At 66.2% G+C, this 24,368-nt stretch carries 23 protein-coding genes and 1 riboswitch; of the genes, 17 read left to right on the plus strand and 6 right to left on the minus strand.

The features are described 5' to 3' along the window. Positions 1–93: 93 nt before the first annotated feature. Positions 94–1,788, minus strand: coding sequence for a dihydroxy-acid dehydratase (gene ilvD, locus AC1DHL_RS05850; RefSeq protein ID WP_478101367.1), 1,695 nt, complete (start codon positions 1,786–1,788; stop codon positions 94–96). A gap of 97 nt (positions 1,789–1,885) precedes the next feature. Between ilvD and AC1DHL_RS05855 the strand changes: the two genes are divergently transcribed. From AC1DHL_RS05855 to AC1DHL_RS05885, 7 genes are all read left to right on the plus strand, one after another. After that, positions 1,886–2,830, plus strand: coding sequence for a LysR family transcriptional regulator (locus tag AC1DHL_RS05855; protein WP_478101366.1), 945 nt, complete (start codon positions 1,886–1,888; stop codon positions 2,828–2,830). A 16-nt stretch (positions 2,831–2,846) separates the two neighbouring features. Further along, the gene (gene lgt, locus AC1DHL_RS05860; protein WP_478101364.1) at positions 2,847–3,674 is read left to right on the plus strand and encodes a prolipoprotein diacylglyceryl transferase; all 828 of its coding nucleotides are present in this window, start codon (positions 2,847–2,849) and stop codon (positions 3,672–3,674) included. A 238-nt stretch (positions 3,675–3,912) separates the two neighbouring features. After that, a complete protein-coding gene (locus tag AC1DHL_RS05865) occupies positions 3,913–5,850 on the plus strand; it encodes a serine/threonine protein kinase (protein WP_478161260.1) in 1,938 nt (645 codons plus the stop codon). Next, positions 5,847–7,034, plus strand: a complete 1,188-nt coding sequence (locus AC1DHL_RS05870; protein WP_478161261.1) for an OmpA family protein — start codon at positions 5,847–5,849, stop codon at positions 7,032–7,034. Before AC1DHL_RS05865 ends, AC1DHL_RS05870 begins: the two co-directional genes overlap by 4 nt. A gap of 193 nt (positions 7,035–7,227) precedes the next feature. Continuing rightward, positions 7,228–8,658 carry a malonyl-CoA decarboxylase gene (locus AC1DHL_RS05875; protein ID WP_478161263.1) on the plus strand — a complete coding sequence of 477 codons (1,431 nt, stop codon included), beginning with the start codon at positions 7,228–7,230 and terminating at the stop codon, positions 8,656–8,658. A gap of 39 nt (positions 8,659–8,697) precedes the next feature. After that, a complete protein-coding gene (locus AC1DHL_RS05880; RefSeq protein ID WP_478101356.1) occupies positions 8,698–9,483 on the plus strand; it encodes an enoyl-CoA hydratase/isomerase family protein in 786 nt (261 codons plus the stop codon). Positions 9,484–9,490: 7 nt separating this feature from the next. After that, complete coding sequence (locus AC1DHL_RS05885; protein WP_478161265.1) at positions 9,491–11,041, plus strand: malonate--CoA ligase; 1,551 nt, start codon at positions 9,491–9,493, stop codon at positions 11,039–11,041. Between the two features lie 2 nt (positions 11,042–11,043). Here AC1DHL_RS05885 and AC1DHL_RS05890 read toward each other — a convergent pair whose 3' ends face one another. The 4 genes from AC1DHL_RS05890 to AC1DHL_RS05905 all read right to left on the minus strand — a co-directional run bounded on the left by AC1DHL_RS05890 (position 11,044) and on the right by AC1DHL_RS05905 (position 12,833). After that, on the minus strand, positions 11,044–11,469 hold the full coding sequence (locus tag AC1DHL_RS05890) for a universal stress protein (protein ID WP_478161267.1): 426 nt from the start codon (positions 11,467–11,469) through the stop codon (positions 11,044–11,046). A 16-nt stretch (positions 11,470–11,485) separates the two neighbouring features. After that, positions 11,486–11,929, minus strand: coding sequence for a universal stress protein (locus AC1DHL_RS05895; RefSeq protein ID WP_478101350.1), 444 nt, complete (start codon positions 11,927–11,929; stop codon positions 11,486–11,488). Between the two features lie 350 nt (positions 11,930–12,279). Then, positions 12,280–12,609: a cell division protein ZapA gene (locus AC1DHL_RS05900; RefSeq protein ID WP_478101349.1), complete on the minus strand. Its 330-nt coding sequence runs from the start codon at positions 12,607–12,609 to the stop codon at positions 12,280–12,282. Continuing rightward, positions 12,609–12,833, minus strand: a complete 225-nt coding sequence (locus tag AC1DHL_RS05905) for a DUF904 domain-containing protein (protein WP_478101347.1) — start codon at positions 12,831–12,833, stop codon at positions 12,609–12,611. Before AC1DHL_RS05905 ends, AC1DHL_RS05900 begins: the two co-directional genes overlap by 1 nt. A gap of 77 nt (positions 12,834–12,910) precedes the next feature. After that, positions 12,911–13,148, plus strand: a riboswitch (cobalamin riboswitch). Positions 13,149–13,330: 182 nt separating this feature from the next. Between AC1DHL_RS05905 and AC1DHL_RS05910 the strand changes: the two genes are divergently transcribed. Genes AC1DHL_RS05910 through AC1DHL_RS05945 form a run of 8 tightly spaced genes read left to right on the plus strand, consistent with a single transcriptional unit; the run spans position 13,331 to position 20,899 of the window. After that, positions 13,331–15,112, plus strand: coding sequence for a TonB-dependent receptor domain-containing protein (locus AC1DHL_RS05910; RefSeq protein WP_478161269.1), 1,782 nt, complete (start codon positions 13,331–13,333; stop codon positions 15,110–15,112). Then, the gene (cobU, locus tag AC1DHL_RS05915; RefSeq protein WP_478161271.1) at positions 15,109–15,678 is read left to right on the plus strand and encodes a bifunctional adenosylcobinamide kinase/adenosylcobinamide-phosphate guanylyltransferase; all 570 of its coding nucleotides are present in this window, start codon (positions 15,109–15,111) and stop codon (positions 15,676–15,678) included. The genes AC1DHL_RS05910 and cobU overlap by 4 nt, the downstream gene beginning before the upstream one ends. Beyond that, positions 15,675–16,538: an ABC transporter substrate-binding protein gene (locus tag AC1DHL_RS05920; RefSeq protein WP_478161273.1), complete on the plus strand. Its 864-nt coding sequence runs from the start codon at positions 15,675–15,677 to the stop codon at positions 16,536–16,538. Before cobU ends, AC1DHL_RS05920 begins: the two co-directional genes overlap by 4 nt. 16 nt (positions 16,539–16,554) lie before the next feature. Continuing rightward, the gene (locus AC1DHL_RS05925) at positions 16,555–17,559 is read left to right on the plus strand and encodes a FecCD family ABC transporter permease (RefSeq protein ID WP_478161275.1); all 1,005 of its coding nucleotides are present in this window, start codon (positions 16,555–16,557) and stop codon (positions 17,557–17,559) included. Further along, entirely contained in the window at positions 17,559–18,347 is a 789-nt protein-coding gene (locus AC1DHL_RS05930; RefSeq protein ID WP_478161277.1) for an ABC transporter ATP-binding protein, read from the plus strand. Before AC1DHL_RS05925 ends, AC1DHL_RS05930 begins: the two co-directional genes overlap by 1 nt. Positions 18,348–18,364: 17 nt before the next feature. Then, positions 18,365–18,934, plus strand: coding sequence for a cob(I)yrinic acid a,c-diamide adenosyltransferase (gene cobO, locus AC1DHL_RS05935; RefSeq protein WP_478101339.1), 570 nt, complete (start codon positions 18,365–18,367; stop codon positions 18,932–18,934). A 16-nt stretch (positions 18,935–18,950) separates the two neighbouring features. Beyond that, complete coding sequence (gene cbiB / locus AC1DHL_RS05940; protein ID WP_478161279.1) at positions 18,951–19,913, plus strand: adenosylcobinamide-phosphate synthase CbiB; 963 nt, start codon at positions 18,951–18,953, stop codon at positions 19,911–19,913. Then, positions 19,910–20,899, plus strand: coding sequence for an aminotransferase class I/II-fold pyridoxal phosphate-dependent enzyme (locus AC1DHL_RS05945; RefSeq protein WP_478161281.1), 990 nt, complete (start codon positions 19,910–19,912; stop codon positions 20,897–20,899). The genes cbiB and AC1DHL_RS05945 overlap by 4 nt, the downstream gene beginning before the upstream one ends. A 43-nt stretch (positions 20,900–20,942) precedes the next feature. Here the strand turns inward: AC1DHL_RS05945 and AC1DHL_RS05950 are convergent, their stop codons facing one another. After that, the gene (locus AC1DHL_RS05950) at positions 20,943–21,857 is read right to left on the minus strand and encodes a LysR family transcriptional regulator (RefSeq protein ID WP_478101333.1); all 915 of its coding nucleotides are present in this window, start codon (positions 21,855–21,857) and stop codon (positions 20,943–20,945) included. 166 nt (positions 21,858–22,023) lie between these two features. Between AC1DHL_RS05950 and AC1DHL_RS05955 the strand changes: the two genes are divergently transcribed. Next, positions 22,024–22,884 carry an alpha/beta hydrolase gene (locus tag AC1DHL_RS05955; protein ID WP_478161283.1) on the plus strand — a complete coding sequence of 287 codons (861 nt, stop codon included), beginning with the start codon at positions 22,024–22,026 and terminating at the stop codon, positions 22,882–22,884. A gap of 241 nt (positions 22,885–23,125) precedes the next feature. Next, positions 23,126–24,367 (plus strand): efflux RND transporter periplasmic adaptor subunit, encoded by a 1,242-nt coding sequence (locus AC1DHL_RS05960; RefSeq protein WP_478101329.1) that lies wholly within the window; start codon positions 23,126–23,128, stop codon positions 24,365–24,367. Position 24,368 lies beyond the last annotated feature (1 nt).

Below are 24,368 nucleotides of genomic sequence, written 5' to 3' on the forward strand. Positions count from 1 at the left end.
GAAACACCGCGGAACCGGCTCCGCCGGGCCGCTGGTGTTGCCCCCGGCAGGGGGTGGGCGCCCGACACGAAGTGCGGGCAACCTGGGGGCGGGCTAGAACTTGTCGAGGACGGCGCCTGAGCTGGCGCTGGAGGCGTTGAACGCGAACTTGGCCTGGACGCCGCGCGTGTAGCGTGGGGCAGGGGCCTTCCAGGCCGCGCGGCGCTTGGCGATTTCGGCGTCGGGGACGTTGAGTTCGAGCTTGAGCTGGTGCGCGTCGATGGTGATCGAATCGCCTTCGTTGACGAACGCGATGGTGCCGCCGGCCGCCGCTTCGGGCGCCACGTGGCCGACCACCATGCCCCAGGTGCCGCCGGAGAAACGTCCGTCGGTGATGAGACCCACGCTTTCGCCGAGGCCCGCGCCGATCAGTGCGCCTGTGGGGGCCAGCATCTCCGGCATGCCGGGGCCGCCCTTCGGGCCGAGGTAGCGCAGGACCATCACGTCGCCTGCCTTGATCTTGCCGTCGAGGATGGCCTGCAGCGCGGATTGTTCGTCGTCGAACACACGCGCCGGTCCAGTGATGACCGGGTTCTTCAGGCCGGTGATCTTGGCAACAGCACCTTCGGGCGAAAGGTTGCCCTTCAGGATGGCCAGATGACCTTCGGCATACATCGGATTGTTGATGGGGCGAATCACGTCCTGGTCGGCGCGCGGCTGGTCCGGCACGTCCTTCAGGACTTCGGCGATGGTCTGGCCGGTGATGGTGATGCAGTCGCCGTGCAGCAGGCCGGCGTTCAGGAGCACCTTCATGACCTGCGGAATGCCACCCGCCTGGTGCAGGTCGACCGCGAGGTACTTGCCGCTGGGCTTCAGGTCGCAGATCACCGGCACCTTTTTGCGCATGCGCTCGAAGTCGTCGATTGACCAGTCCACTTCCGCGGCGTGCGCAATGGCCAGGAAGTGCAGCACCGCATTGGTCGAGCCGCCGGTGGCCATGATGACGGCCACCGCGTTCTCGATGGCCTTCTTGGTCACGATGTCGCGCGGCTTGAGGTCTTTCTTGATCGCCTCGATGAGCACCTTGGCCGATTCCTTGGCCGAATTCTGCTTTTCGTCGTGCGGGTTGGCCATGGTCGACGAGTAGGCCAGCGACATGCCCAGTGCCTCGAAGGCGCTCGACATGGTGTTGGCGGTATACATACCGCCGCACGAGCCGGTGCCGGGGATGGCGCGCATCTCGATTTCCCGGAGGTCCTCGTCGCTCATGTTCCCTGCGGCGTTCTGGCCGACCGCCTCGAACACGCTGACGATGTTCAGGTCCTGGCCCTTGTACCTGCCGGGCAGGATGGTGCCGCCGTAGACGTAGATCGCCGGCACATTGGCGCGCAGCATGCCCATCATGCCGCCGGGCATGTTCTTGTCGCAGCCGCCGACCACGAGCACGCCGTCCATCCACTGGCCGCCGACGCAGGTCTCGATGCAGTCGGAGATGACTTCGCGGCTTACCAGCGAGTACTTCATGCCTTCGGTGCCCATCGCCATGCCGTCGGAGATGGTGGGCGTGCCGAACACCTGTGCATTGCCGCCGGCTTCCTCGATGCCGGCGATGGCCGCGTCGGCAAGCTTCTGCAGGCCCGAGTTGCAGGGCGTGATGGTGCTGTGGCCGTTGGCGACGCCGACCATCGGCTTCTTGAAGTCGCCTTCTTCGTAGCCCATGGCATAGAACATCGACCGGTTGGGCGCGCGGCTCTTGCCTTCGACGATGTTGGCGCTGCGGCGGTTGATCTGGATCGGTTTGGTGTCCATCGTGTGTCTCGTGATCGGGAATCGGGGACGCCAAGTATCGGACGAATGATTGATTGGTTCCAATCCGATTTGTGTGTCGGATTGATATGCTCCGCATATGAATGACGGATCCATCGACCTGCGCGTATGGCGGCAGTTCCTCGCGGTGGCCGAGGAATTGCACTTCGGACGCGCCGCCGTGCGCCTGCACATGACGCAGCCGCCGGTGACGCAGGCGATCGCGCAGCTCGAGAAGACGCTGGGCGTGGTGCTCTTCGACCGCACACGGCGCCGCGTGGCGCTCACGCCGGCCGGCGAGGCTTTGCTGCCCGACGTTCGGGACCTGCTGGCGCGGGCGCAGTCCTTGCCGGCACGCGCCCGCGCGGCCGCCGCGGGGGAGGTGGGGCGCGTGCGGCTGGCCTTCGTGTCGACCATCGGGTTCGAGCGGCTGCCGCTGTGGGTGAGGGAATTCCGCTTGCTGTGCCCCCAGGTCGCGTTGGAACTGGTCGAGGCGACCGGCGACGTGCAACTCGAGGGCTTTTCCCGGGGCGAGATCGACGCCGGGCTCATGCTGCATTCACCCGGCTTCGCGCCGCCCGGCCTGGAGCGGCTCACGGTCTCGGAGGAACCGCTGGTCCTCGCCTTGCCCGCCGGGCATGCGCTGGCGAAGGTCGAGAAGCTGTCGTTGGCGGCCGCGCTGGCCGAGCCCGTGGTGATCTTCCCGCGCCGCATCGTGCCGTCGCTGCATGATGCGATCTTCGCGCTTTACCATGCGGCCGGGCGCGTGCCGCGGATCGCACAGGAAGCGATCCAGATGCAGACCATCGTGAACCTCGTCTGGGGCGGCCTGGGCGTCGCCTGGGTGCCCAGGAGCGTCATGCAGTTCCGGCGTACGGGCGTGGTGTATCGCACCGCGGGCGAGTTCGAGCCGGCCGGCCGCCGCCGAAGCGCCGCGCCGCTTCCGAGCTGCGAAACCAGTCTGGTCTGGCCTGCCGACACGGACAACCCGGCCCTTGAGCGCTTTGTCGGCTTCGTCCGGGCGCAAAGCGTGTCATCGCATTGAGGCGAGAATCCCGTCCATGCTCATGTATCCGCATATCAATCCGGTCGCCCTTCAACTCGGGCCGGTCGCCATTCACTGGTATGGCCTGACCTACCTGGCCGCTTTCGCACTGTTCTATTTTCTCGGTACGCGCCGTCTGCGGCACGAGCCCTATCGTTCCATCACCGGGCCGGGCGCCTGGACGCGCAAGGATCTGGAAGACATCCTCTTTCTCGGGGTGATGGGCGTGATCGTCGGTGGCCGTCTGGGCTACTGCTTTTTCTACAAGCCGGGCTTCTACCTCACCCATCCGCTGGAGATCTTCTTCGTCTGGCAAGGCGGCATGAGCTTTCATGGCGGCCTGCTCGGGGTGATTGGCTCGATGGTGTGGTTCTCGCATTCGCGCGCACGGCCGTTCTGGCAGGTCATGGACTTCGTCGCGCCCTGCGTGCCCACCGGGCTGGCGGCCGGGCGGGTCGGCAATTTCATCAACGGCGAGCTCTGGGGGCGCTTTTCCAGCCCCGATCTTCCGTGGGGCATGGTGTTTCCCCAGAGCGGCTCGATGCTTCCGCGCCATCCTTCACAGGTGTATCAGTTCCTGCTCGAAGGCCTGCTCCTCTTCGCGTTGCTTTGGCTCTATGCGCGCAAGGAACGACGCGAGCGCCGCGTATCGGCGGTGTTCCTGATCGGCTATGGGGTGATGCGGTTCCTGGCGGAATACTTCCGGGAACCCGACGACTTCCTGGGCCTGCTCGCGCTCAACATGAGCATGGGACAGTGGCTGTGCGTGCCGATGATCGTCTTCGGCGTCTGGCTTTATCTCAGCGCCCCTGCGCAACGCCGCGCCGCGACCGCGACGGCATAAGGGGATTAGCGGCCGCTCCCGACCCATACAGCGTATGGTCAGTCCTCTGGACCCGGGGGCTGTGGAGCGTCCGTTCGGCTAGTGCTTCTGGTGAATGTGCCGCTGTCCGGTGCGCAGTAGAGTGGGTGCTCACGACAGGGGAACTGACGTCATGTCAATGCTGGTTTGCATCGTGCGGGGCACGACCTGGGAAATGGGCAGGCGATCTGCCGCCATGCCCTGAAAGCAGAGCCCGGCGATGGCACTCGATCTCTATACCGTGCCTGGCCAGATCACCGGCCGCGATGCGCAAGAGGCATCGGCGCTGGAGTGGAGCGACGCCGACAGAACGACCGCGCACACCCTGCCCGAAGGCCTGCGCTTGCTCGACTACGAGATCGTCGGGCCCATCGGCGAGGGCGGCTTCGGCATCGTCTACCTGGCCTGGGACCACGCGCTCGAACAGCACGTCGCCATCAAGGAATACCTCCCGGCCATCCTCGCCTCGCGCGCCAGCGTTTCGGCGGCGGTCGTCGTCAAGTCGCAGCGCCACAGGGAAGGTTTCCGCATCGGCATGCGCAGCTTCCTGAATGAGGCGCGGATCCTCGCTCGCTTCGATCACCCCTCGCTGGTCAGGGTGCTGCACTTCTGGGAGGGCAACGGCACCGCCTACATGGCGATGCCGTACTACGAAGGCCCCACGCTCGCGCGCGCGCTCCAGAATCTCGGCCGTCCGCCCGACGAAGCGGAACTCTGCGGCTGGCTGCGTCCCTTGCTGGACGCGCTCGGCACCATGCACGCGGCAAGCTGCTTCCACCGCGATGTCTCGCCCGACAACATCCTCCTTACAGACGGCGGCCCGGTGTTGCTCGACTTTGGCGCCGCGCGGCGCGTGATCGACGGCATGACCTCGTCACCGACCGTGGTGTTCAAGCCCGGCTTCGCGCCCATCGAGCAGTACGGCGAAGTGGCTTCGATGAAGCAGGGCGCCTGGACGGACATCTACGCGGTGGCCGGCGTCGTTTATGCGGCCATCACCGGCCACCCGCCGACGCCGTCGATCGAGCGCCTGATGAACGACCAGTTGAAGCCGCTGTCGGAAGTCGCGCGGGGCCGCTACGGCGAGCCGTTCCTGGCGGCGGTGGATGCTGCGCTGTCGTTGCATCCGCGGAACCGGCCGCAGAGCGCGGCCGAGTTCTGGACGATGCTGAGTTGCGGCGAGCAGTTGCAGGATCTGGAACTCGCGCGCGCGGTGCGGCTGGGCGATGCGCTGTCCGCCACGCAGTCGCCCGGTGGCCAGGTCGCCACGGGGCATCCCGCGGTCGCTGACGAAATCCTGGAGGAGGAGCTTTCGCTGCCCCTCGATCTGGTGCGAGAACCCGAAGAGCCAAAGCCTGCGCCCGCGCCAGCAGTGCCGGCGCTCAGTGCGGCGCTGCATTGGGCGGGACCGATCAAGCGGTGGAACCGAGCACCGGTTTCCAATTGGCCGCCGTTGCGCGAGGCGCCGAGTCCGGGGCAACGACACGGCAGCCGGTTGAAGATCTACGCGCTGGCGGCTGCGCTCCTGGTGCTGGGTGCTGCGGCGGTCGCCTACTACCGCCTCGGAAACCGTCACCCGATACCCCAATCGTCCACGCCGACCCCGGTCGCGACGATGCCTGCGCAGCCCCCGAAGGGTGTCTTGGCGCCACCGAAGCCGGCTGCGCCTGCGTTGCCTGTGGCACCTGTTGCATCTGCACCACCCGTGGCGGCCGTGACGCCGGTCGCACCGCCCGTGGCAAAGGTCGCACCGCCGGCACCGGTGGTCGTGGCGCCCGAACCACCACCCCCACAGCCGGCACCCGTTCTCGTCGTATCGCCGCCATCCGCCGAAGCTGCGAAGCCGTCCGAGCCGCCACCGGCGAGCCGCGCTTCAACAGCAACCGTCGAGCCCACGGCAGCACCGGTGCCTGCTGCGCCGGCGCGGAAAACCACAGTGCATGCGCGTACCGAAACCCAGAAGGTGAGCCGACGTGAACCGCGCAGTCCCGAACCCGAGCCCGAGCCCGCGCTGCCCGCCATCGCGGTGCAGCCGGTGTCGCCGCCGTCCGAGAGCGCGCAAGGCCATTCGTCCAATTGCACGGACCTCCTTCAGCGAGCCTCGCTCGGACCGCTGACGCCAGGCGAGGCCGCCCTATTGAGAAAGGGGTGTGAATGATGACCACGACCTTGATGCGCTGCGCGCAAGCCCTGTGCCTGTCGGCTGCCGCTCTTCTGGCGGCGGGCTGCGCCACGCCACAGGCAACTTCATCCAAGATCGAACTACCCTTCGACGAGGCCGTCGCCATGGCCACGGATGGCCTGGTCAAGCAGACGCAGGGCTTTGCAGCCTCGATGAGCGGCAAGCGCGGCGTGATGGTCGACCCGATGATCGACGCCGGCAGCGCACAGCAAACCGTGGCGACGCAGATGCTCCAGGACCGCGTCACCGAGCGGATGACTTCGAAGTTCGATTCGCTGGAGATCCTGTCCTTCCAGAGCGCGAATCTGGGCAAGGCCCGCTACCTGCTGACGGGCACGATGACCCGGCTTGCAGTCGACAAGCCACGCGGCCCGATGCAGATCAACCTGGCGCTGACCGAGCTTTCCAGCGGCAACGTGGTTGCCCAATCCTCCTCCGTGACGCGAGACGAAGGCCTGGACCACACGCCGTTGCCCTACTACAGGGACACGCCGATGCCCACCAAGGACCGGGTCATCGAGGGCTACATCCGCACGACTGCCACGCCGCCCGGCCAGCATGCCGACGCATACTATTTCGAGCGCATCGCGGTCGCGCCGGTCATTACGGGTGCCACCGGCGCCTACAACGCCGAGCGCTACCAGGATGCGTTTTCGCAATACAACGCCGCCAACGGCACGCCGATCGGCGATCAACTGCGAGTGCTCAACGGGATCTACCTGAGTGCGGCGAAACTCGGCCGGACCACGGAAGCGCAGGAAGCCTTCGGCAAGCTGGTTGCCTACGGCATCGCGAACCAGCAACTCGGGGTCAAGTTCCTGTTCAATCCGAACAGCACGGTGTTCTGGTCGGAGACCAAGATCAGCGGTCCCTATCCCATGTGGTTGCATGAAATCGCCAAGGCGAGCGCCGATGCGAAAGTCTGCATGGACATCGTCGGCCACACCAGCCACACCGGGTCGGTGGCCTACAACGATACGCTGTCCATGCAGCGCGCGCGCTACATCCAGCAGCGATTGGTCAGCGAATCCACGGCGCTCGGCGACCGCACCACGCCCAGCGGCAAGGGTTTCCGCGAAAACATCATCGGAAGCGGCACCGACGACGCAGTCGACGCGCTGGACCGCCGTGTCGAATTCAAGATCGTGAACTGCAGTTGATCCGGCGGGGGCGCACGCAGGCGGCGCCGCACCGTCGACAGGCGCGTCATGCGCGCGGGTACTTCGGCTTCCATAATTGCGGGTAGTTTCCCGAAATAGTTCTGGATTGCCGCCTGCCCGGTTCACGCGCCTCGTCCCCAGCACGAGGCCTTTTCGGGCCATTGCGGTCCAACCAAAAGGCCAAGCCCATCTCATGAATGCCAGCGACTGGATCACGCGCAACGTTTCGCGCTTGCGACCGGCCAACATTGCCGAAATCGGAAAGTCCGCCTTGGGGTCCCGGCCCCTCTCCGAACGCCTGGAGGCGACCTTGCGCCGACCGGGCGAAGCCCTCGCGCCCCGGGCGCTGCGGCGCGCGCTGGTCGAACTGCAGGCGGTGGTCGACCCGAGCATCAGCGACGTCGAAGCGGGGCGCCGCGCCCACGCCGTCGTGCAGTGGTATGCCGGCCGCGAACTCGACGAGCGGCGCGACATCTGGCTGCTGATGAGCGAGCGCTTCGCGCCCGATGTGCAAAGGCTCAGCAGCGCGCGCGACCTGCACGAGGCTGCGGTCGGCACGCCCGACGAGGGCCAGGCCGAGATCGATCTGCGCCGGGCGCTGGTCTCGCCGCGCGCACGCCTGCTCCAGCGCTTCGCGATCGATCCCGACGGCATGCGCTTCCTGGTCGACATGCGCGCCCAATTGCTCCCGCACCTGAAAGGCGACCGTCGGCTGCTCCCGCTCGACGCCGAGCTCGAGAACCTGTTCTCGACCTGGTTCGACGTCGCATTCCTGGACCTGCGGCGCATCAGCTGGGATTCACCGGCTTCGCTGATCGAAAAGCTGATCCAGTACGAGGCGGTGCACGACATCAAGAGCTGGGCCGACGTCAAGAACCGGCTCGACAGCGACCGACGCTGCTACGGCTTCTTTCATCCGCGCCTTCCCAACACGCCGCTGATCTTCGTCGAGGTGGCGCTGGTGGATCACATCAGCGAGGGCATCGTGCCGCTGCTCGACGAAGCGGCCGCGCTGGTCAAGCCCGACAAGGCCACGACCGCGATCTTCTATTCGATCAGCAATACGCAGACCGGGCTGCGCGGTGTGAGCTTCGGCGATTCATTGATCAAGCGCGTGGTCGAGACCCTGCAGGAAGAGCTTCCGCGCCTGAAGACCTTCGCGACGCTCTCGCCGATCCCCGGCTTTCGGGCCTGGCTCGGCAAGAACGCGGCGGGCATGGTCGGACGCCTCGACGAAAAGCGGTCCACCGAACTCGGCCGCGTCGTCGGCTCGCTGCCGCCCACGGCGGAACGATTTCTGGCGGCCGCCGACGATGCCAACGCGCTCGATGCGAGGTCGCCGGTGCGGCAACTGCTGCTGCAATCGGCGGCAGAGTATCTCGGGCGGGCCACCGCGGACGGCAAGCCGGTCGATCCGGTCGCCCGTTTCCATCTCGGCAACGGTGCGCGCGTGGAGCGGCTGCACTGGGCCGGCGACCCGTCGCCCAAGGGGTTGAAGCAATCCTACGGACTCATGGTCAACTACCTCTACGATCTCAAGCGGCTCGACAAGCACCGTGCCTTGCTGGCGCAGGGCAAGGTGGCAGTATCGGGCGACGTCGACGATCTCTTTCTGAATAGCTGAGCCCATCGCAGTCCGCGTAGGACGAGGAGACAAACTGGAATGACAAGTTCGATCACGCTGCGCGGCGAGGGTCCGGTTGCGTTCGTCACATTGACGAACACCGCCCGCTTGAACGCGATGTCGCGAGCGATGTGGCGCGAATTGCGAGCCGTATTCGACGGATTGGGGCGAGATGCATCGTTGCGCTGCGTCATCGTGCGCGGGGAGGGCGGGGCCTTCTGTGCGGGCGGCGACATTTCCGAATACCCGTCCTTCCGCTTCGACGAAGCCAGCCTGCGCGAATTCCACGAGAACGAAGTCTGGGCTGCGTTGGCCGCCATGCTTGCCTGCGAAGTGCCGCTGATCGCGCAGATCGAGGGCGCGTGCATGGGTGCAGGCCTGGAAATCGCGAGCTGTTGCGACATCCGCCTGGCCGGCGCCTCCGCAAAGTTCGGCGCGCCGATCGCGAAGCTGGGTTTTCCGATGGCGCCGCGCGAAGCTGCGCTGGTCAGCGGTGCGATCGGCGAAGTGCTCGCGCGCGACATGCTGCTGGCCGCGAGCGTGCACGGGGCGAACCGCCTGTACGACGCGGGATTCCTTCTGCGCGTGGTGCCGGATGCCGAACTGGCGTCCGAAGCGCTCGCGCATGCGCAACGCGTCGCGGCACTGGCGCCCGAGGCCGCCCGCCTCAACAAACGGACCTTGTCCGCGCTTCGGCAGTCCGTCGGTCCTGCCGGGGAAGACCCGATGGCGCCGTTGGTGGCTGTCGCTTATGACTACGCCGACTCCGACGAACATCGTGAAGGCATTGACGCCTTCCTCGCCAAACGCACCCCCGCCTTCTGAATTCGCCATGACCGAACCAACGACAAACGCCAATCTCTTCGCTGCATTGCGCGCGGCTTTTCCCACAGACCTCGACAAGATCGCGGTCGAAACCGACGACGGGCTTTTCTATTCATGGCGCGACCTGGACCGGGCGAGCGCGATGATCGCGAACCTCCTTCATGCGCTGAAGCTCGAAGAGGGCGCCCGCATCGCCGTGCAGGTGGAAAAGTCCGTCGAGGCCATGCTGCTCTATCTGGCGACGTTGCGCGCGGGCTATGTCTTCCTGCCGCTCAACACGGCCTATCGCGCCGCGGAAATCGAATACTTCATGGGCAACGCGGAGCCGGCGGTGGTCATCTGCAGCAGTGCCAACGCGTCATGGGTCGTGCCCATCGCCACGGCTGCGGGCACGCGCCACATCTTCACGCTGAATGACGATCGAACCGGCACCCTGCTCGAAGTCGCGGCGCAGTGCAGCGACCAGCATGCCGTTGCGCGCAAGAACGCCGACGACCTGGCCGCCATCATCTACACCAGCGGCACCACCGGCCGGAGCAAGGGCGCGATGCTTTCGCACGGCAACCTGCTGTCGAACGCGCAGGTGCTCAAGGACTACTGGGGCTGGCGAAGCTCCAGGCAGGGCGGCGACGTGCTCATCCACGCGCTGCCGATCTTTCATGTGCACGGGTTGTTCGTTGCCATCCATGGCGCGCTGATCAGTGGCAGCCAGATGATCTGGTTCAACCGCTTCGACCCGCGGCGCGTGGTGGCGCGCCTGCCCGAAGCCACTGTCTTCATGGGCGTGCCGACGCTCTACGTTCGCATGCTGGCCGAACCGGGACTGACTCGCGACGCATGCAGCAACATGCGCCTTTTCATTTCCGGATCGGCGCCGTTGCTGATCGAGACCTTCATCCAATGGCGCGACCGAACGGATCACACCATCCTCGAGCGCTACGGCATGAGCGAGACGATCATGCTCACCTCCAATCCCTACAGTGCCGTGCAGGGCGCGCGCCGCGGGGGGACCGTGGGCTTTCCGCTGCCCGGCGTGCGGCTGCGGGTGCGCGACGATCGTGGCGAGCCATGTCCGACCGACGAGATCGGCAACATCGAAGTGGACGGCCCCAACGTGTTCTCCGGCTACTGGCGCATGCCGAAGAAGACCAAGGAGGAGTTCACCGCCGATGGCTACTTCAAGACCGGCGATGTCGGCAAGATCGACGGCTTGGGCTACGTCACCATCGTCGGACGCAGCAAGGACCTGATCATCAGCGGCGGCTACAACGTCTATCCGGCGGAGATCGAGGGTTACATCAACGAAATGGCGGGCGTCGCCGAAAGCGCCATCGTCGGCGTGCCGCATTCGGACTTTGGCGAGGTCGGCGTTGCCATCGTGATTGCGAGACCGGGCGCCGTGCTCGACGGCGAAGCCATCATCGCCGAACTCAAGGCGAAGCTGGCGAACTTCAAGATTCCCAAGAGCTGCTTTGTCGTGAACGAGCTGCCTCGCAACGCCATGGGCAAGGTGCAGAAGGCGCTGCTGCGCGAACAGCACAAGAAACTGTTCGGCTGAACTTACTGCACCAGCAAGACCGAGATATCCGTCTCAGCCACGACCTTGGTTGCCACTGAACCCATGAGCGCGCGGCCCAGGATGCCGTGGCCGTGCGTTCCCATCACGATCAGTTCGGCGCCGGAGACGCCGGCGGCCTTGATGATTTCTTCAGCGGCGTGCCCGTGGCGCTGGTCGATCGTGTAGGCCGTGATGTTGTGGTCCGCGAGCTGCGCCTTGAGAGGGTCGATCACTTTCGCGGTTTCTTCGGCGTAGTAGTCAGAGATCACGCCCTTGCTGAGATGGCGCGCCACGTGCCCGGGCACGCCAATGCAGACGTGCACCATCACGAGTTCGTTGCCTTCGATGAACATGGCACGATGCTTGGCCAGGTAGTCGATGGCCTTCCTGGTGTGCGAGCTGCCGTCCACGGCGATCAGGATCTTCATGACGTTCCTTTCGATGTCAACGCAGGACCAGCACCGGCAGTTCCGAATGCGTGAGCACGTGCTGGGTTTCGCTGCCTAGCAGCAGGCGCTTCAGGCCCTTGCGGCCATGCGAGGCCATCACGATCATCTCGCTCTTGTGCTTCTTCGCGGCGTTGATGATCGCCTCGCCCACGAGGTCCGAGCTGATCAGGGCCGTCTTGACCTTCACGCCGGCCGCCTTGGCCTTGGTTCCGACTGCATCGAGGGTGGCCTGTGCCGATTCGGCCCATTGTTTTTCGATGCGCGCAATGTCCTCCGGCGAAAAGACCGCCGCACCGTCGAAGTAGTTCTTGGGGTAGCGGGGCACGACGGTGAGCGCGACCAACTCCGCACCGTTCTGCGATGCAAGCGCAATGGCGCTCGTCACTGCCTTCTTCGAGAGCGAGGAGCCGTCCGTGGCGACCAGGATGCGCTGAAACATGGGTTCTTCTCCTGAGAATGGATGTGCCGTCTTTATAAGGCAGGCACAGAACGGCAGGTTGCTCGGCATCAATCTTCGGGCACTTGGCGATGCAGGCCAGAAAAAAAGCCACGGCCCCAATGTGGTGCCGTGGCTTGTGGATGAGGTGTCTGCGAGTGAGGCCGGACTCGCATCCTGAACCGGGGTTCAGGTGGGCGAGGGCAGCAAGGCTTCGGGTTCATCTGACGCGAGATGATCACACCTGCCAAGCGATATACCAAGCCCTGCTCGTAAGAGCATTGGAACAAGGACATATAGAGCCCGACACGCACCGCAGACGAGGTGCATTTTACGCCCGTCGAGCGTGCTGGCTAAAGTAAATGTCCGTCGCCGGCGAGGGCCTGATCCAGGCGCTGGATCAATTGCGCGGCGCGCGCGTCATCCGCGGGGTTGTCAGTGGCTGCTGCCGGCGCCTGCGCGGGCGCTGCGGCCGGTTGGGCCTCGCGCTGCACGAGGTCGAATGCCAGGTTCAGCGACGCCAGCACCGCGATGCGGTCGCGTGCCTTGACCTTGCCTGCGTCGCGGATCTTGCACATTGCGGCATCGACGCGTTCGACCGCTTCGCGCAACTGGGCTTCGCCGCCTTCGGGGCAGCCGAGCAAATAGCTCTGGCCCATGATCTGGACTTCGATTTGTTTCATCAACGGGAGCTTGCGTCTTGGGTGGGATCGGCCGGTAGCTGTTCGAGCAGCGCATCGAGCCGCGTGCGCGCCGCGGCGAGCCGCGACTTGAGCGCATCGCGTTCGCGCGCGAGCGCGTCCACCTGGTCCTGAAGCAAGGCGTTGGTGCGCTGTACTTCTTCGTGGCGCACGAGCAGGCGTTCGACGCGCTCGGCGATTTGGTCAATACGGCTCGGTGCGGGCATGGGGGGCGATTGTAGATTCCGGCGACTCAAGGTTTTCATCGGGTGAACGCGCAGGGCAATTCTTTGGCCCGAAGACCCTACAATTCCGCGCGTTGGTGCTCGCGGCGTGGTTCACGCGCCGCAGTTCAACGGGAAGCAGGAGTCGAAGCCCCCGGGGCGGAGCCAACCTGCGCTGCCCCCGCAACGGTCAAGCAGACGGCGCCCATCGGGCGCCACCCTCGTCAATCAGCCACTGGATGCCCTGAAACAGGCATCTGGGAAGGCGACGAGGGCCGCGCTGCCAGCCCGGATACCGGCCAACGAGGCGGCTGCCGCATGTCCCCCCATGCCGGCAGCCATGACGTCCAGGCGCCGGCGGGGAAGCCGGCAAGGGACTTTGTTCTTGTGTTGTCTCCATGAATATCTGCGTTTTCTCCGCACCCAGCCACAGGTGGGCTCGCCCGTGGCCGTTCGCGCGCCTGCATTCGGCGTCCCTCGCGGTCGCCGCCCTGACAGGGATGAGCTCGATCGCGATGGCCCAGAGCGTCGAGCCCGCGCTCCCCGAAACCGTCGTGACCGCGACGCGCACGCCGACCCGCATCAATGACCTGGTGTCGGACACCGTCGTCATCGACCGCGCGCAGATCGAGGAACAGTCGAACCGCACGTTGACCGAAATCCTTGCGCGGGTCCCGGGTGTCCAGGTCTCGTCCAACGGCAGCGGTCCCGGCAAGCAGAGCGGCGTGTTCATCCGGGGCGCCGAGACACGCCACACCATCCTCCTGATCGATGGCGTGCGCTACGGCTCCGCAACGCTCGGCACGCCGGTCTGGGACAACATTCCCGTCGAGATGATCGACCACATCGAAGTGGTGAAGGGGCCGGTCTCGGCGCTCTACGGCAGCGACGGCGTCGGCGGCGTGGTGCAGATCTTCACGCGCAAGGCCAGCCCCGGCGAGGACGTGTTCGTCCCGCGCGTGTCGTCGACGATCGGCTCGGACAGCTACAAGCAGATCACCGGCGGCTTCAGCGGCGCCTCGGGGGCCGCGACCTATGCGCTCGACGTTCAGCGCACACTGGTCGACAGCATTTCGGCCACCAACAGCAAGGTGCAGTTCGGCAACTTCAATCCCGACCGCGATCCGTTCAGCCAGAGCGCGGCCAACGCATCGTTCGGCTACCAGTTCAATCCGGATTGGAAGCTCGATGCCGGCCTGCTGTATTCCGACGGCCTGAATCACTACGACGACGGCCCCGGCCGTGATACACGCGGGGTCTTGCGCACGCAAAACGCCTACGCGGGCTTGCGCGGCGCGGTGACGTCGAACTGGACCACGCAACTGCGTTACGCCCGCAGCGACGACGACACCCACGCCATCGTGGCCGCGCCGGGCAACGTCCCTGGCCTGTTCGAGACGACGCAGAACCAGTACCTGTGGCAGAACGACATCGTCACGCCGATCGGCACGGTGCTCGCGGGCTTGGAGCGCCTCGAACAGAAGGTGGACAGTGACACGCCCTACACCGTGACCGATCGCAATATCGATTCCGTGTTCGTCGGCCTCAACGGCAACGCGGGTCCGAACAGCTGGCAGGTCAATGGACGGCACGACAGCAATTCGCAGTTCGGCGACCATGACACCTGGTTTGCCGGCTACGGCTACCGGATCACGGAGAACTGGCGCGTCAATGTCTCGCACGGCACCAGCTTTGTCGCGCCCTCGTTCAATCAGCTGTACTTCCCCAACTTCGGCAATCCCAACCTGCAGCCGGAGGAGGGCAAGAACACCGATCTCGGGATCACCTGGACCCAGGGCGCCCATACCGTGAAGCTGGTTGGCTACGACAACGAGATCGAGGGCTTCATCACCAACACCACGCTGCCCCAGAACATTCCGCGTGCACGCATCCAGGGCGCGACGCTGAGCTACGATGGCCAGTTCGGCGATCTGGGACTGCATGCGAGCTACGACTCTCTCGACCCGCAAAACGAGGTCACAGGCAAACAACTGCCGCGTCGCGCGAAGGAACAGGCGACGCTCGGCGTCGACTATTCGGTCGGCCCCTGGAAGCTTGGCGGCTCGGCGCTCTACGTGGGCCAGCGCTACGACGACGTGGGCAACAAGCTCGTGCTCGACGCCTACACCACGGTCGACCTCTATGCCGAATACCGGGTCTCGAAGAACTGGTCGGTGCAGGGGCGCATCGTGAACGTGGGTGACACGACCTACGAGACGGCCTACGGCTACAACCAGCCCGGCCGCGGCTTCTTCCTCACTGTGCGGTGGCAACCGAAGTGACGACGGCCTGCCGCGAACTGATCCTGGGTGGCCAGCGAAGCGGCAAATCGCGCCGCGGTGAACAACTCGCCGCGACGTGGCTCTCTCGTTCGACTGCGCATCGTGCGGTCCTCATCGCGACCGCTCTTGCGCGCGACGACGAAATGCGCGCACGCATCGCCCGCCATCGCAGCGATCGTGCGGAGCGTGTGCCGGCGATGATCACCGTCGAGGAGCCGTTCGCGCTCGCGCAAGCGATCCGGACGCACGCCACGCCGCAGACGCTGGTCCTGGTCGATTGCCTCACGCTCTGGCTGACGAACCTGCTGATGCCGGTCGATGGTGTGGTTGACGATTCGACGGCGGCGGAGCAGGCCACGAAAGCGCTCGTGCAAGAGATCGGCGCCGCCAGCGGCCCGCTGATACTGGTCAGCAATGAAATCGGTCTCGGCGTCATTCCGCTCGGACGCGAGGTGCGTGCCTTTGTCGACGCGCTGGGCCGTCTCAACCAGGAGGTCGCGGCGGCGTGCGATCGCGTCACGCTCATGGCGGCCGGGCTGCCGCTGACCTTGAAGGAGCCCGCATGAATCGCTTCATGAGACTGTCGCTCGGCGCCGTGCTCGCTGTGCTCGCGATGGCTGCGCAGGCGATCGTCGTGACGGACGAACGCGGCGTCAGCGTGGATCTTCCAAGGCCACCGCAGCGTATCGTGACGCTGCTGCCTTCGCTGACCGAATCCGTCTGCACGCTGGGTGCATGCGACCGGCTGGTCGGCGTGGACCGCTATTCGAACTGGCCTGCGCCAGTGCGCGCGCTGCCGCAGGTCGGCGGAGGGATCGATCCGAACGTCGAAGCCATCGTCGCGCTGAAGCCTGACGTGGTGCTGCTCGCGAAGTCTTCGCGCGTCACGGAGCGCCTCGAAACCCTCGGCGTCAAGGTGGTGGTGCTCGAACCCAGGAACCACGCCGATGTCCGGCGTGTGCTCGATACGCTCGACCGGATGCTGGGCACAAGCGACGCGCAACGCGTCTGGCGCGCCATCGACGCCAGCGTTTCGGCGGCGGCGCAGTCTCTTCCCGAGAGCGTGAAGCGCACGCGCGTGTACTTCGAGGTCAACAACGGGCCTTATGCGGCTGGCGAGTCCTCGTTTATCGGCGAGACGCTCGCGCGGCTCGGCGTCAAGAACATCGTGCCGGCATCGCTCGGTCCTTTCCCCAAGCTGAACCCGGAGTTCGTGGTGCGCGCCGATCCCGACCTGATCATGGTCGGCGAGCGCAGTGGGCAGGGCATGGAGCAGCGGCCGGGATGGGGTCATATCAAGGCCGTGCGCGACGGTCGCATCTGCCGCTTTACCCCAGACGAATCCGACGTGCTGGTTCGGCCCGGTCCGCGCATGGGCGAGGCGGCAAGGCTGATGGCGCAATGCCTGCTGGCGAAAGCGGCGTGATGCGAGTGGAGCGCGAATGAAAAGCCAGCATCGGCGCGCACTCGCGCTCGGCGTTGCGCTGTTGGTGCTCGGCGCCATCGTGCTGGTCCTGGGTGCCGGCGTTGGCAGTACAGGGTTCGATAGCGTCTTCAAAGCCTGGGATGACCCGGTCGCGCTGCAGATCGTCCGGGACATCCGGCTTCCCCGGACGCTCGGCGCCTGGCTGGCGGGCGCGCTGCTGGGGTTTGCAGGTGCGGTGGCTCAAGGGCTGTTTCGCAATCCGCTGGCCGATCCGTATCTGCTGGGCAGCTCATCGGGTGCGTCGCTCGGCGTGGCGCTGGCGCTATGGGTGTTCGGGACTTCACCGGCCAGCACGCACTGGGTGGTGCGTCTCGGCATGACGGGCGCGGCCTTTATCGGCGCCGTGGTGGCGGTGATGTTCACGCTGTTGCTGGCGCGCGGTGTGCAGCAAACGCTTCGGCTCCTGCTCGCGGGCGTGATCGTCGGCGTTGTGCTCGGTGCGGTGAAGGACCTCATCACCATCGCGTCGGCCGACATCCTGCAGGCGATCCAGGGTTTCATGCTCGGCAGCACCGGCCTGGTTGGCTGGAGCGCCTGCGCGGTGATGGCAGGCCTGGGGGTCGTCTGTCTTCTGCTCGGGTGGGCGCTGGCGCCGGTGCTCGACGGGCTGGCGCTCGGCGAATCCACTGCGAGCAGTCTCGGGCTGCCCTTGGGTGCGATGCGCGCCGCGCTGGTTGCGGTGCTGGCCTTGGCAACCGGGGCTGCCGTCGCGCAGACGGGGTTGATCGCCTTCGTCGGGCTGGCCGCGCCGCATCTGGTGCGTTCCGCGGTCAAGACCACGCATGCGCGGTTGATCCTGCTGTCGAGCGCGATGGGCGGACTGCTGCTGATGGCGGCCGATCTGCTCGCGCGGTGGCTGATCGCGCCGCAGGAACTGCCGGTCGGTGTGCTGACCGCGGTGCTCGGCGGGAGCTATCTGCTCTGGCTCATGCATCGACGCCGCGCGCGGGGAGGCCTGTGATGGCGCCGGTCGTCATTCGCGAACCGGCGCTGGAGAGTCGGCGCCTGAGTGCCGCGCTGGGCGGCACGGAGGTGCTGCACGACATCGATCTCGCGTTGGCCCAAGGTCGATGGACGAGCATCGTCGGCCCCAATGGAGCGGGAAAGTCCACCTTGCTCAAGGCGCTGGCGGGCCTCCTGCCTTGCGACGGCGAGGTCCGATTGCTCGGGCAGCCGCTTTCCGCTGTCGCCGGACGCGCGCGGGCCCGGCGAATGTCGTGGCTCGGCCAGGGCGGGGCGGGCGAGGGCAGCGCGGACGATCTCATGGTGTACGACGTCGCCATGCTGGGCCGTTTGCCGCACCAGCGATGGCTCGCGACGCCGAGCGAAGCGGATCACGCCGCGGTCGAGCACGCGCTGCGCAGCACCCAGGCCTGGGACTGGCGCGAACGGCCGTTGGGCCAGTTGTCGGGCGGCGAACGTCAGCGGGTGCTGCTGGCGCGCGCACTGGCCGTCGAGGCCGATGTACTGCTGATGGACGAGCCACTCGCCAATCTCGATCCGCCGCACCAGGGCGACTGGATGCAGACTGTGCGCCATCTCGTTGCCAGTGGCCGGACGGTGATCAGCGTGCTGCACGAACTCAGCGTCGCGCTCGCCGCCGACGACATGGTGCTGATGGCGCAAGGGCGGGTGATCCATCACGGCGGCTGTGCCGACGCGGCCACGCACAATGCGCTGGAAGCCGTGTTCGACCAACGTGTCGTCGTTCATCGCGTGGCCGGCCACTGGATCGCCGTGCCCCACTAGAAATCTATCGAGGACTCATGCAGATCGAAACACCCCCTAGCGAGAAGCCCTATGAAAAGCCCGAGGGCGAGCGTCGCGGCTTGGTGATCGTCAACACGGGCGACGGCAAGGGCAAGAGCACCGCCGCCTTCGGCCTGGCGCTCCGCGCGCATGGCCGCGGCAAGGCAGTGAAGATCTTTCAGTTCATGAAGGTGCCCAGCGCGCGTTTTGGCGAGCACCGGATGTTCGAGCAGATCGGCATCCCGATCGAAGGACTGGGTGACGGTTTCAGCTGGAAGAGCCAGGACCTGGAGCATTCCGCCCAACTGGCGCGCGATGGATGGGAGAAGGCGAAGGCGGCGATCCTGTCGGGCGACTACTTTCTCGTGGTGCTCGACGAGATCACCTATCCGCTGATCTACGGCTGGCTGGCGCTGGATGGCGTGGTCGAAACGCTGCGCGCGCGGCCGAAGGAAGTGCACGTTGTGCTGACGGGCCGCCGCTGTCCGCCGGAGATCATCGAACTGGCCGACACCGTGACCGACATGCAGATGGTCAAGCATGCGTTCAAGGCCGGCATTCCTGCCCAGCGAGGCATCGAGGACTAGAGGCCGAAGGCGCGTGATGGCCGCCTTGACTTCGATGGCAGCTCTCTGGCTTGCGCTCGCCATCGATCGGTGGCTCGGCGAGCCGCCCGCACGCTGGCATCCGGTCGTGTGGATGGGCCGCTATCTGGACTGGGTCGGAAAACGCATCGCGCCGGCCACCGGTGCGCCGGTGCGCAAGCTCACGGGCTTTGCCGGAGGCGCGATTGGCTGGTGCGTGGGTGCGGCGCTGGTTCTGGTGGTGGCTTGCGGGGTGACATCGGTTGCGAACCGACTGCCGGCCTGGGCTGCGCCATTGCTGATCGGGCTCGCTCTCAAACCCTTGCTCGCGTGGCGCATGCTCCGTGACGAAGTGCTGGCGGTCGAGGCCGCGCTCGGCACCTCGCTCGACGCCGGACGCACGCAGCTTGCAAGGCTGGTGAGCCGCGATGTGAATACTTTGGGCGTCGTCCAAGTTCGAGAAAGCGCCATCGAGTCGCTCGCGGAAAACCTCAATGATTCCCTGGTTGCGCCGCTGTTCTGGTTCGTGCTGCTCGGGCTGCCCGGTGCAGCTGTCTACCGCTTTGCCAACACGGCCGACGCCATGTGGGGCTATCGCGGCGAACGCGGCGGTCGTCAGTGGGAAGGGGCCGGCAAGTGGGCGGCGCGCGCGGATGATGTCCTGTCGTGGATTCCCGCCCGGCTCACCGCCCTGTTGTTGGTGTTCGGGACGTTTGCCGGACCGCGAATCGGGCTCGCGACATGCCGACGAGAAGCCGGCAGAACGCCATCGCCGAACAGCGGATGGCCCATGGCGGCGATGGCGCTGCGTCTGGGTGTTCGGCTTGCGAAACCAGATGTCTATGCGCTCAATGCGATGGGGCGCGAGGCATCCGCCGGTGACACGCTGCGTGCGGTGGCATGGGCTTCCCGCACCGTCGTTTTGGCCACCGTCTGCGCCACGGTCGGCATTTGGGGCAAGGCGACATGGATGTCGGGATGACGATTGTGGAAACTGTCGATCCCGTGCACGGCGGTCCTGACGCCCTCGGCGCGGCGGCGCATGACTTTTCCACCAACAGCAATGCGTGCGGACCGTGTGCCGATGCATTGCGGGCAGTGCAACAGACGGACGCCAGCCGATACCCGGACCCACTCTATACGGCGCTGCGCGAACGATTGGCGCGCTTTCATGGCGTCGAAGCCCGACGGATCGTGATCGCGGCGAGCGCGAGCGAGTTCATCGGCCGCATCACGGCGGCGGTGGCGCGAAACGGCGGCCTGCGCGTGCGAGTGCCGATGCATTGCTATGGCGACTACCTCCGTGCCGCGAGTGCATGGGGGCTCGAAAGAGTCGCGGACGGTGGCGCGGATCTGGTCTGGTATTGCGACCCTTCGAGCCCGCTGGGCGAACCGTGTGGCAACCTGGATGTACTGACCACATCGTCGCGTCCCAAGGCAGTCTGCGTGCTCGATCTCGCCTACGAGCCGCTGCGGCTGGAAGGTGCGCTGTCGTTGCCCAACGAGGTGTTGGAGGCGGTCTGGCGGCTTTGGACTCCCAACAAGGCGCTCGGCATGACCGGCGTGCGTGCGGCCTACGCGATTGCTCCCCTCGGCGCGGACGAACTGATGGCAGGCCTGACCCGGCTTGCACCCTCCTGGCCGTTGGGCGCGCACGGCGTGGCCCTTCTCGAAAGCTGGACCACTGACGCGGTGCAGCATTGGCTCCGCGAAAGCCGGACCACGCTTCGGAAGTGGAAGACGGCGCAGCTGGCGCTGTGCGAGTCATTGGGGTGGAGTTGCCTGCCCAGCGTTGCCAACTACTTCTGCGCGCGGCCCGATGTGCCGTATTCGGAGGAACGGGCGAAAGCTCTCAGAGCGGCCGGAATCAAGCTCCGCGACACCGCTTCGTTCGGCTTGCCAGGCCACGTGCGGCTCGGCGTCCTGTCCCCAGCCAGCCAGGAAGCGCTGCGGCGCGCCTGGTGTTGATGCCCTACGCGGCCGCCCGCGATGCGTTCGGCGAGGCGCCCCTTCAGATCCGCTGCAATTGCGGATGCTTCGCGAAAAGCTCCGCCGCCCAATCCACGAAGGCCCGAACCTTGGCGCTCAGGTGGCGGTTGGGCGGATACACCACGTGCACGGGCAGGGGCGGGCGTGTCCAGTCCGGCAGGATCTGGATCAGCTCGCCGCTGGCGATGTAAGGCTCCGCCATATAGGTAATGACCTGCGAGAGGCCGAAGCCCCCCAGCACTGCCGTCATGTGAGCGTTGCTGTCGTTGACCGAGACACGGTAGGGCCCGGCGATTTCCAGTTGCTCCTCGCCCCGGTGGAACTCGTGCGGATACACGCGCCGCGTGCTGCCCGAAAAGAAGCTCACCACGAGGTGTCGCTTTTCGATGTCCGAAGGATGCTGCGGCACCCCATAGCGCTTGATATAGGCGGGCGAGGCCACCGTCATCCACGGCAGGTTGCCGATGCGCCGCGCCACCAGCGACTGGTCGGTCAGGTCGCCGCCGCGGATCACGCAGTCGACGTTGTCGGTGATGAGGTCGACCGTCCGGTCGCTGACCCCCACGTCGACCTGGATGTCCGGATAGCGGTCGCAGAAGGTCGCAAGCGACGGCAGGATCACCAGCCGGGCCATCGACGAGCCGACGTCGATTCGCAGGCGCCCCGTCGGGTTGGACTGGGCGTTGGTCATGCTGGCTTCGATTTCGTCGAAGTCGTTCAAAAGGCGGGCAGTGCGCTCGAAATACGCCGCGCCGTCGGCTGTGACGGTGACGCGCCGCGTCGTGCGATTGAGCAGTTTCACGTGCAGGCGCGATTCCAGCGCCTGGATCTGCTTGGTGACCGTGCCCTTGGGCAGGCCGAGCGAATCCGCGGCGCGGGTGAAAGTGCCTGCCTCGACGACGCGGACAAAGATCCGCATGGCCTGGATCTGATCCATCTATGCTGCTCCTGGGGGGGTGGCCTGGGGCCGGGGGAGCGGGATTCTCACACGGCTGTTTGGGCTGATTGTTAGTTGATTGGAAACAGAGTGGGGGCTGGTGTCTTGTTGCAGCAACGGGGTAGCGACTTATATTCCATCTATCGTCCATCCATCGAGGCCGTCCATGTCAACCCCTTCATCCCCGTCATTAGCCGAAGGCCCCGCGGCCGCCGTGCGGGGTGCCGAAACAGACATCCGCATCGAACTGCCGGGCCGTGAACCGGTGCGGGCTCGCGTGTACGGCGAGCGCGCCCGGGGCGCCACGGTGCCGCTGGTGCTGCATTTCCATGGCGGCACCTTTGTTTGCGGCAGTCTCGACAACGGCCGAAACGTGGCGCGGCTGCTGGCCGGCGCCGGTGCGGTAGTGGTATCGCTGGACTATCCGCTGGCACCCAAGGCGCCGTTCCCGGAACCGATCGAGGTCGGGTTCGCGTCGCTCGAATGGCTGTACAAGCAGCGCGTCAAGCTGGGCGGGAAGGGGGCCGAAGTGTTCCTTGCGGGCGAAGAAGCCGGCGGTAACTTGGCCGCCGCGGTGGCGCTGATGGCGCGCGACCGAGCCCATCCGCCGCTGGCTGGCCAGATTCTCCTGTCGCCGATGCTGGACCCGTGCACGGGCACGGCATCGCTGCGGGAGGCCAAGGGCGATGCGGTGCATTGCCGATGGGCGTCCGGCTGGCAGGAATACTTGAGCCGGCCTGTCAATGCCACGCATCCCTATGCGGTGCCCGGCGGGTCGCTCAGGCTGGCCCAGGTGGCCCGGACGCTGGTGCTGGTCGGCAAGGACGACCCGATGCGTGACGAGGCGCTGGCTTTTGCGCAGCGTCTGGGCGACGCAGGCATCGCGGTCAGCGCCAATGTGCTGCCGGGTGCCTCGAACTGGCCCGAAGCGCTCTACAAACCCGACGATTCCGGCTGCGCGGCCTGTGAGGCGGTCGTGCAGAAGCATTTCCGCGAGTTTTTCAGCGCGGTACCGCCGCCTCATTGAGCGGCGACGCACGGCACACGTGCGCCGAGATCCCGTTGCGCGGGATCGACCCCGAAAGCTGAGGTGACTGCACCTCGATCCGTGCGATGACACGACCGTCGCACAGGTAGCGCTTTCGTCCGCGCAACGCGTTCTCGGCATTTGGTGCCGGGCTCCCACATCGATTTCAGTTTTCCCGCTGTTCTGCGCTACCCGCGCGGGAGGGCGTCTTGCATCCCAGAAGTCACCAAAAGGACGAATCATGTCGAACCCCAAGTTTTCTTCCCTGGCCCGGCGCGGCCTCTGGCCGGCGGTGACTGGCGTCACTGCGATCATTGCCATCGCCTCGGCGGCCCTCGGCTTCCACAGTCTCAACGCCGAGGCCAACAGCCCGGCCGCGTCGGCGCCGCAGGCCGTGCCGGTGTCGGTGGCCCTGGTGGCGGCGACCGACGTCAACACCTGGGACGAGTTCTCGGGCAGGCTCGAAGCCGTCGAGCGGGTCGACGTGCGGTCCCGCGTTGCCGGTGCCGTGCAAGCCGTGCATTTCCGCGAGGGCGCGTTGGTCAAGCAAGGCGAATTGCTGATCACGATTGACCCGGCGCCGTACGCCGCCGAGGTCGATCGTGCGGAAGCACAAGTCGCGTCGGCCCAGGCGCGGGTGGCTTTCACCCGCAGCGAGCAGGACCGTGCGCGCCGCCTCTGGGCCGAGCAGGCCATCGCCCAGCGCGAGTTGGACGAACGCGTCAATGCCGGCCGCGAGGCCGAGGCCAGCCTGCGCGCCGCGCAAGCGTCGTTGCAGAGCGCCCGTCTCAACCTCGGGTACACGCAGGTGCGCGCACCGGTTGCGGGGCGCATCGGCAAGCTCGAAGTGACGGTGGGCAACCTGGTTGCGGCCGGCCCCGGCGCACCGGTGCTCACGACGCTGGTCTCCGTCAGCCCGATCTATGCGAGCTTCGATGCCGACGAGCAGATCGTCGTGCGCGCGCTCAAGGATTTGCCGGGAGGCTCCAGTGCTCGTTCAAGCATCGAAGGTATCCCGGTGCAGATGGGCACCGCCGGCACGGACGGCACGCCCTATGAAGGTCGCTTGCAGCTGATCGACAACCAGGTCGACGCCAAGAGCGGCACCGTGCGCGTGCGCGCGGCCTTCGACAACAAGGATGGCGCGCTGATCCCCGGCCAGTTCGCCCGCATCCGCATGGGTCAGGCGCACAGCGACATGGCCCTGCTGGTGAACGAGCGCGCGGTCGGCACCGACCAGAACAAGAAGTTCGTGATGGTCGTCGGTGAGGACAACAAGGCCGAGTACCGCGAAGTCGCGCTCGGTGCGCCGGTCAACGGCCTGCGCGTCGTGACCAAGGGGCTCAAGCCGGGCGAGCGCATCGTGGTCAACGGCCTGCAGCACATCCGCCCCGGCGCGCTCGTGGCGCCGCAGACCGTGACCATGGACGCCAAGTCCGAAGTAGCCCCGCAGACGCAGCGCGTCGCGGACGCGAAATCCTGAT

The sequence above is a fragment of the Variovorax sp. 10L426 genome (assembly GCF_056395305.1).

Coding starts and splice junctions, on each gene's coding strand:
- AC1DHL_RS05910 (WP_478161269.1), top strand. CDS start 13,331: ATGAGCTCGATCGCGATGGCCCAGAGCGTCGAGCCCGCGCTCCCCGAA.
- lgt (WP_478101364.1), top strand. CDS start 2,847: ATGCTCATGTATCCGCATATCAATCCGGTCGCCCTTCAACTCGGGCCG.
- AC1DHL_RS05950 (WP_478101333.1), bottom strand. CDS start 21,857: ATGGATCAGATCCAGGCCATGCGGATCTTTGTCCGCGTCGTCGAGGCA.
- AC1DHL_RS05900 (WP_478101349.1), bottom strand. CDS start 12,609: ATGAAACAAATCGAAGTCCAGATCATGGGCCAGAGCTATTTGCTCGGC.
- AC1DHL_RS05955 (WP_478161283.1), top strand. CDS start 22,024: ATGTCAACCCCTTCATCCCCGTCATTAGCCGAAGGCCCCGCGGCCGCC.
- AC1DHL_RS05855 (WP_478101366.1), top strand. CDS start 1,886: ATGAATGACGGATCCATCGACCTGCGCGTATGGCGGCAGTTCCTCGCG.
- AC1DHL_RS05875 (WP_478161263.1), top strand. CDS start 7,228: ATGAATGCCAGCGACTGGATCACGCGCAACGTTTCGCGCTTGCGACCG.
- AC1DHL_RS05925 (WP_478161275.1), top strand. CDS start 16,555: ATGAAAAGCCAGCATCGGCGCGCACTCGCGCTCGGCGTTGCGCTGTTG.
- AC1DHL_RS05890 (WP_478161267.1), bottom strand. CDS start 11,469: ATGAAGATCCTGATCGCCGTGGACGGCAGCTCGCACACCAGGAAGGCC.
- AC1DHL_RS05895 (WP_478101350.1), bottom strand. CDS start 11,929: ATGTTTCAGCGCATCCTGGTCGCCACGGACGGCTCCTCGCTCTCGAAG.
- AC1DHL_RS05870 (WP_478161261.1), top strand. CDS start 5,847: ATGATGACCACGACCTTGATGCGCTGCGCGCAAGCCCTGTGCCTGTCG.
- cobO (WP_478101339.1), top strand. CDS start 18,365: ATGCAGATCGAAACACCCCCTAGCGAGAAGCCCTATGAAAAGCCCGAG.
- AC1DHL_RS05880 (WP_478101356.1), top strand. CDS start 8,698: ATGACAAGTTCGATCACGCTGCGCGGCGAGGGTCCGGTTGCGTTCGTC.
- ilvD (WP_478101367.1), bottom strand. CDS start 1,788: ATGGACACCAAACCGATCCAGATCAACCGCCGCAGCGCCAACATCGTC.
- AC1DHL_RS05960 (WP_478101329.1), top strand. CDS start 23,126: ATGTCGAACCCCAAGTTTTCTTCCCTGGCCCGGCGCGGCCTCTGGCCG.
- AC1DHL_RS05930 (WP_478161277.1), top strand. CDS start 17,559: ATGGCGCCGGTCGTCATTCGCGAACCGGCGCTGGAGAGTCGGCGCCTG.
- AC1DHL_RS05865 (WP_478161260.1), top strand. CDS start 3,913: ATGGCACTCGATCTCTATACCGTGCCTGGCCAGATCACCGGCCGCGAT.
- AC1DHL_RS05920 (WP_478161273.1), top strand. CDS start 15,675: ATGAATCGCTTCATGAGACTGTCGCTCGGCGCCGTGCTCGCTGTGCTC.
- AC1DHL_RS05905 (WP_478101347.1), bottom strand. CDS start 12,833: ATGCCCGCACCGAGCCGTATTGACCAAATCGCCGAGCGCGTCGAACGC.
- AC1DHL_RS05885 (WP_478161265.1), top strand. CDS start 9,491: ATGACCGAACCAACGACAAACGCCAATCTCTTCGCTGCATTGCGCGCG.
- cbiB (WP_478161279.1), top strand. CDS start 18,951: ATGGCCGCCTTGACTTCGATGGCAGCTCTCTGGCTTGCGCTCGCCATC.
- AC1DHL_RS05945 (WP_478161281.1), top strand. CDS start 19,910: ATGACGATTGTGGAAACTGTCGATCCCGTGCACGGCGGTCCTGACGCC.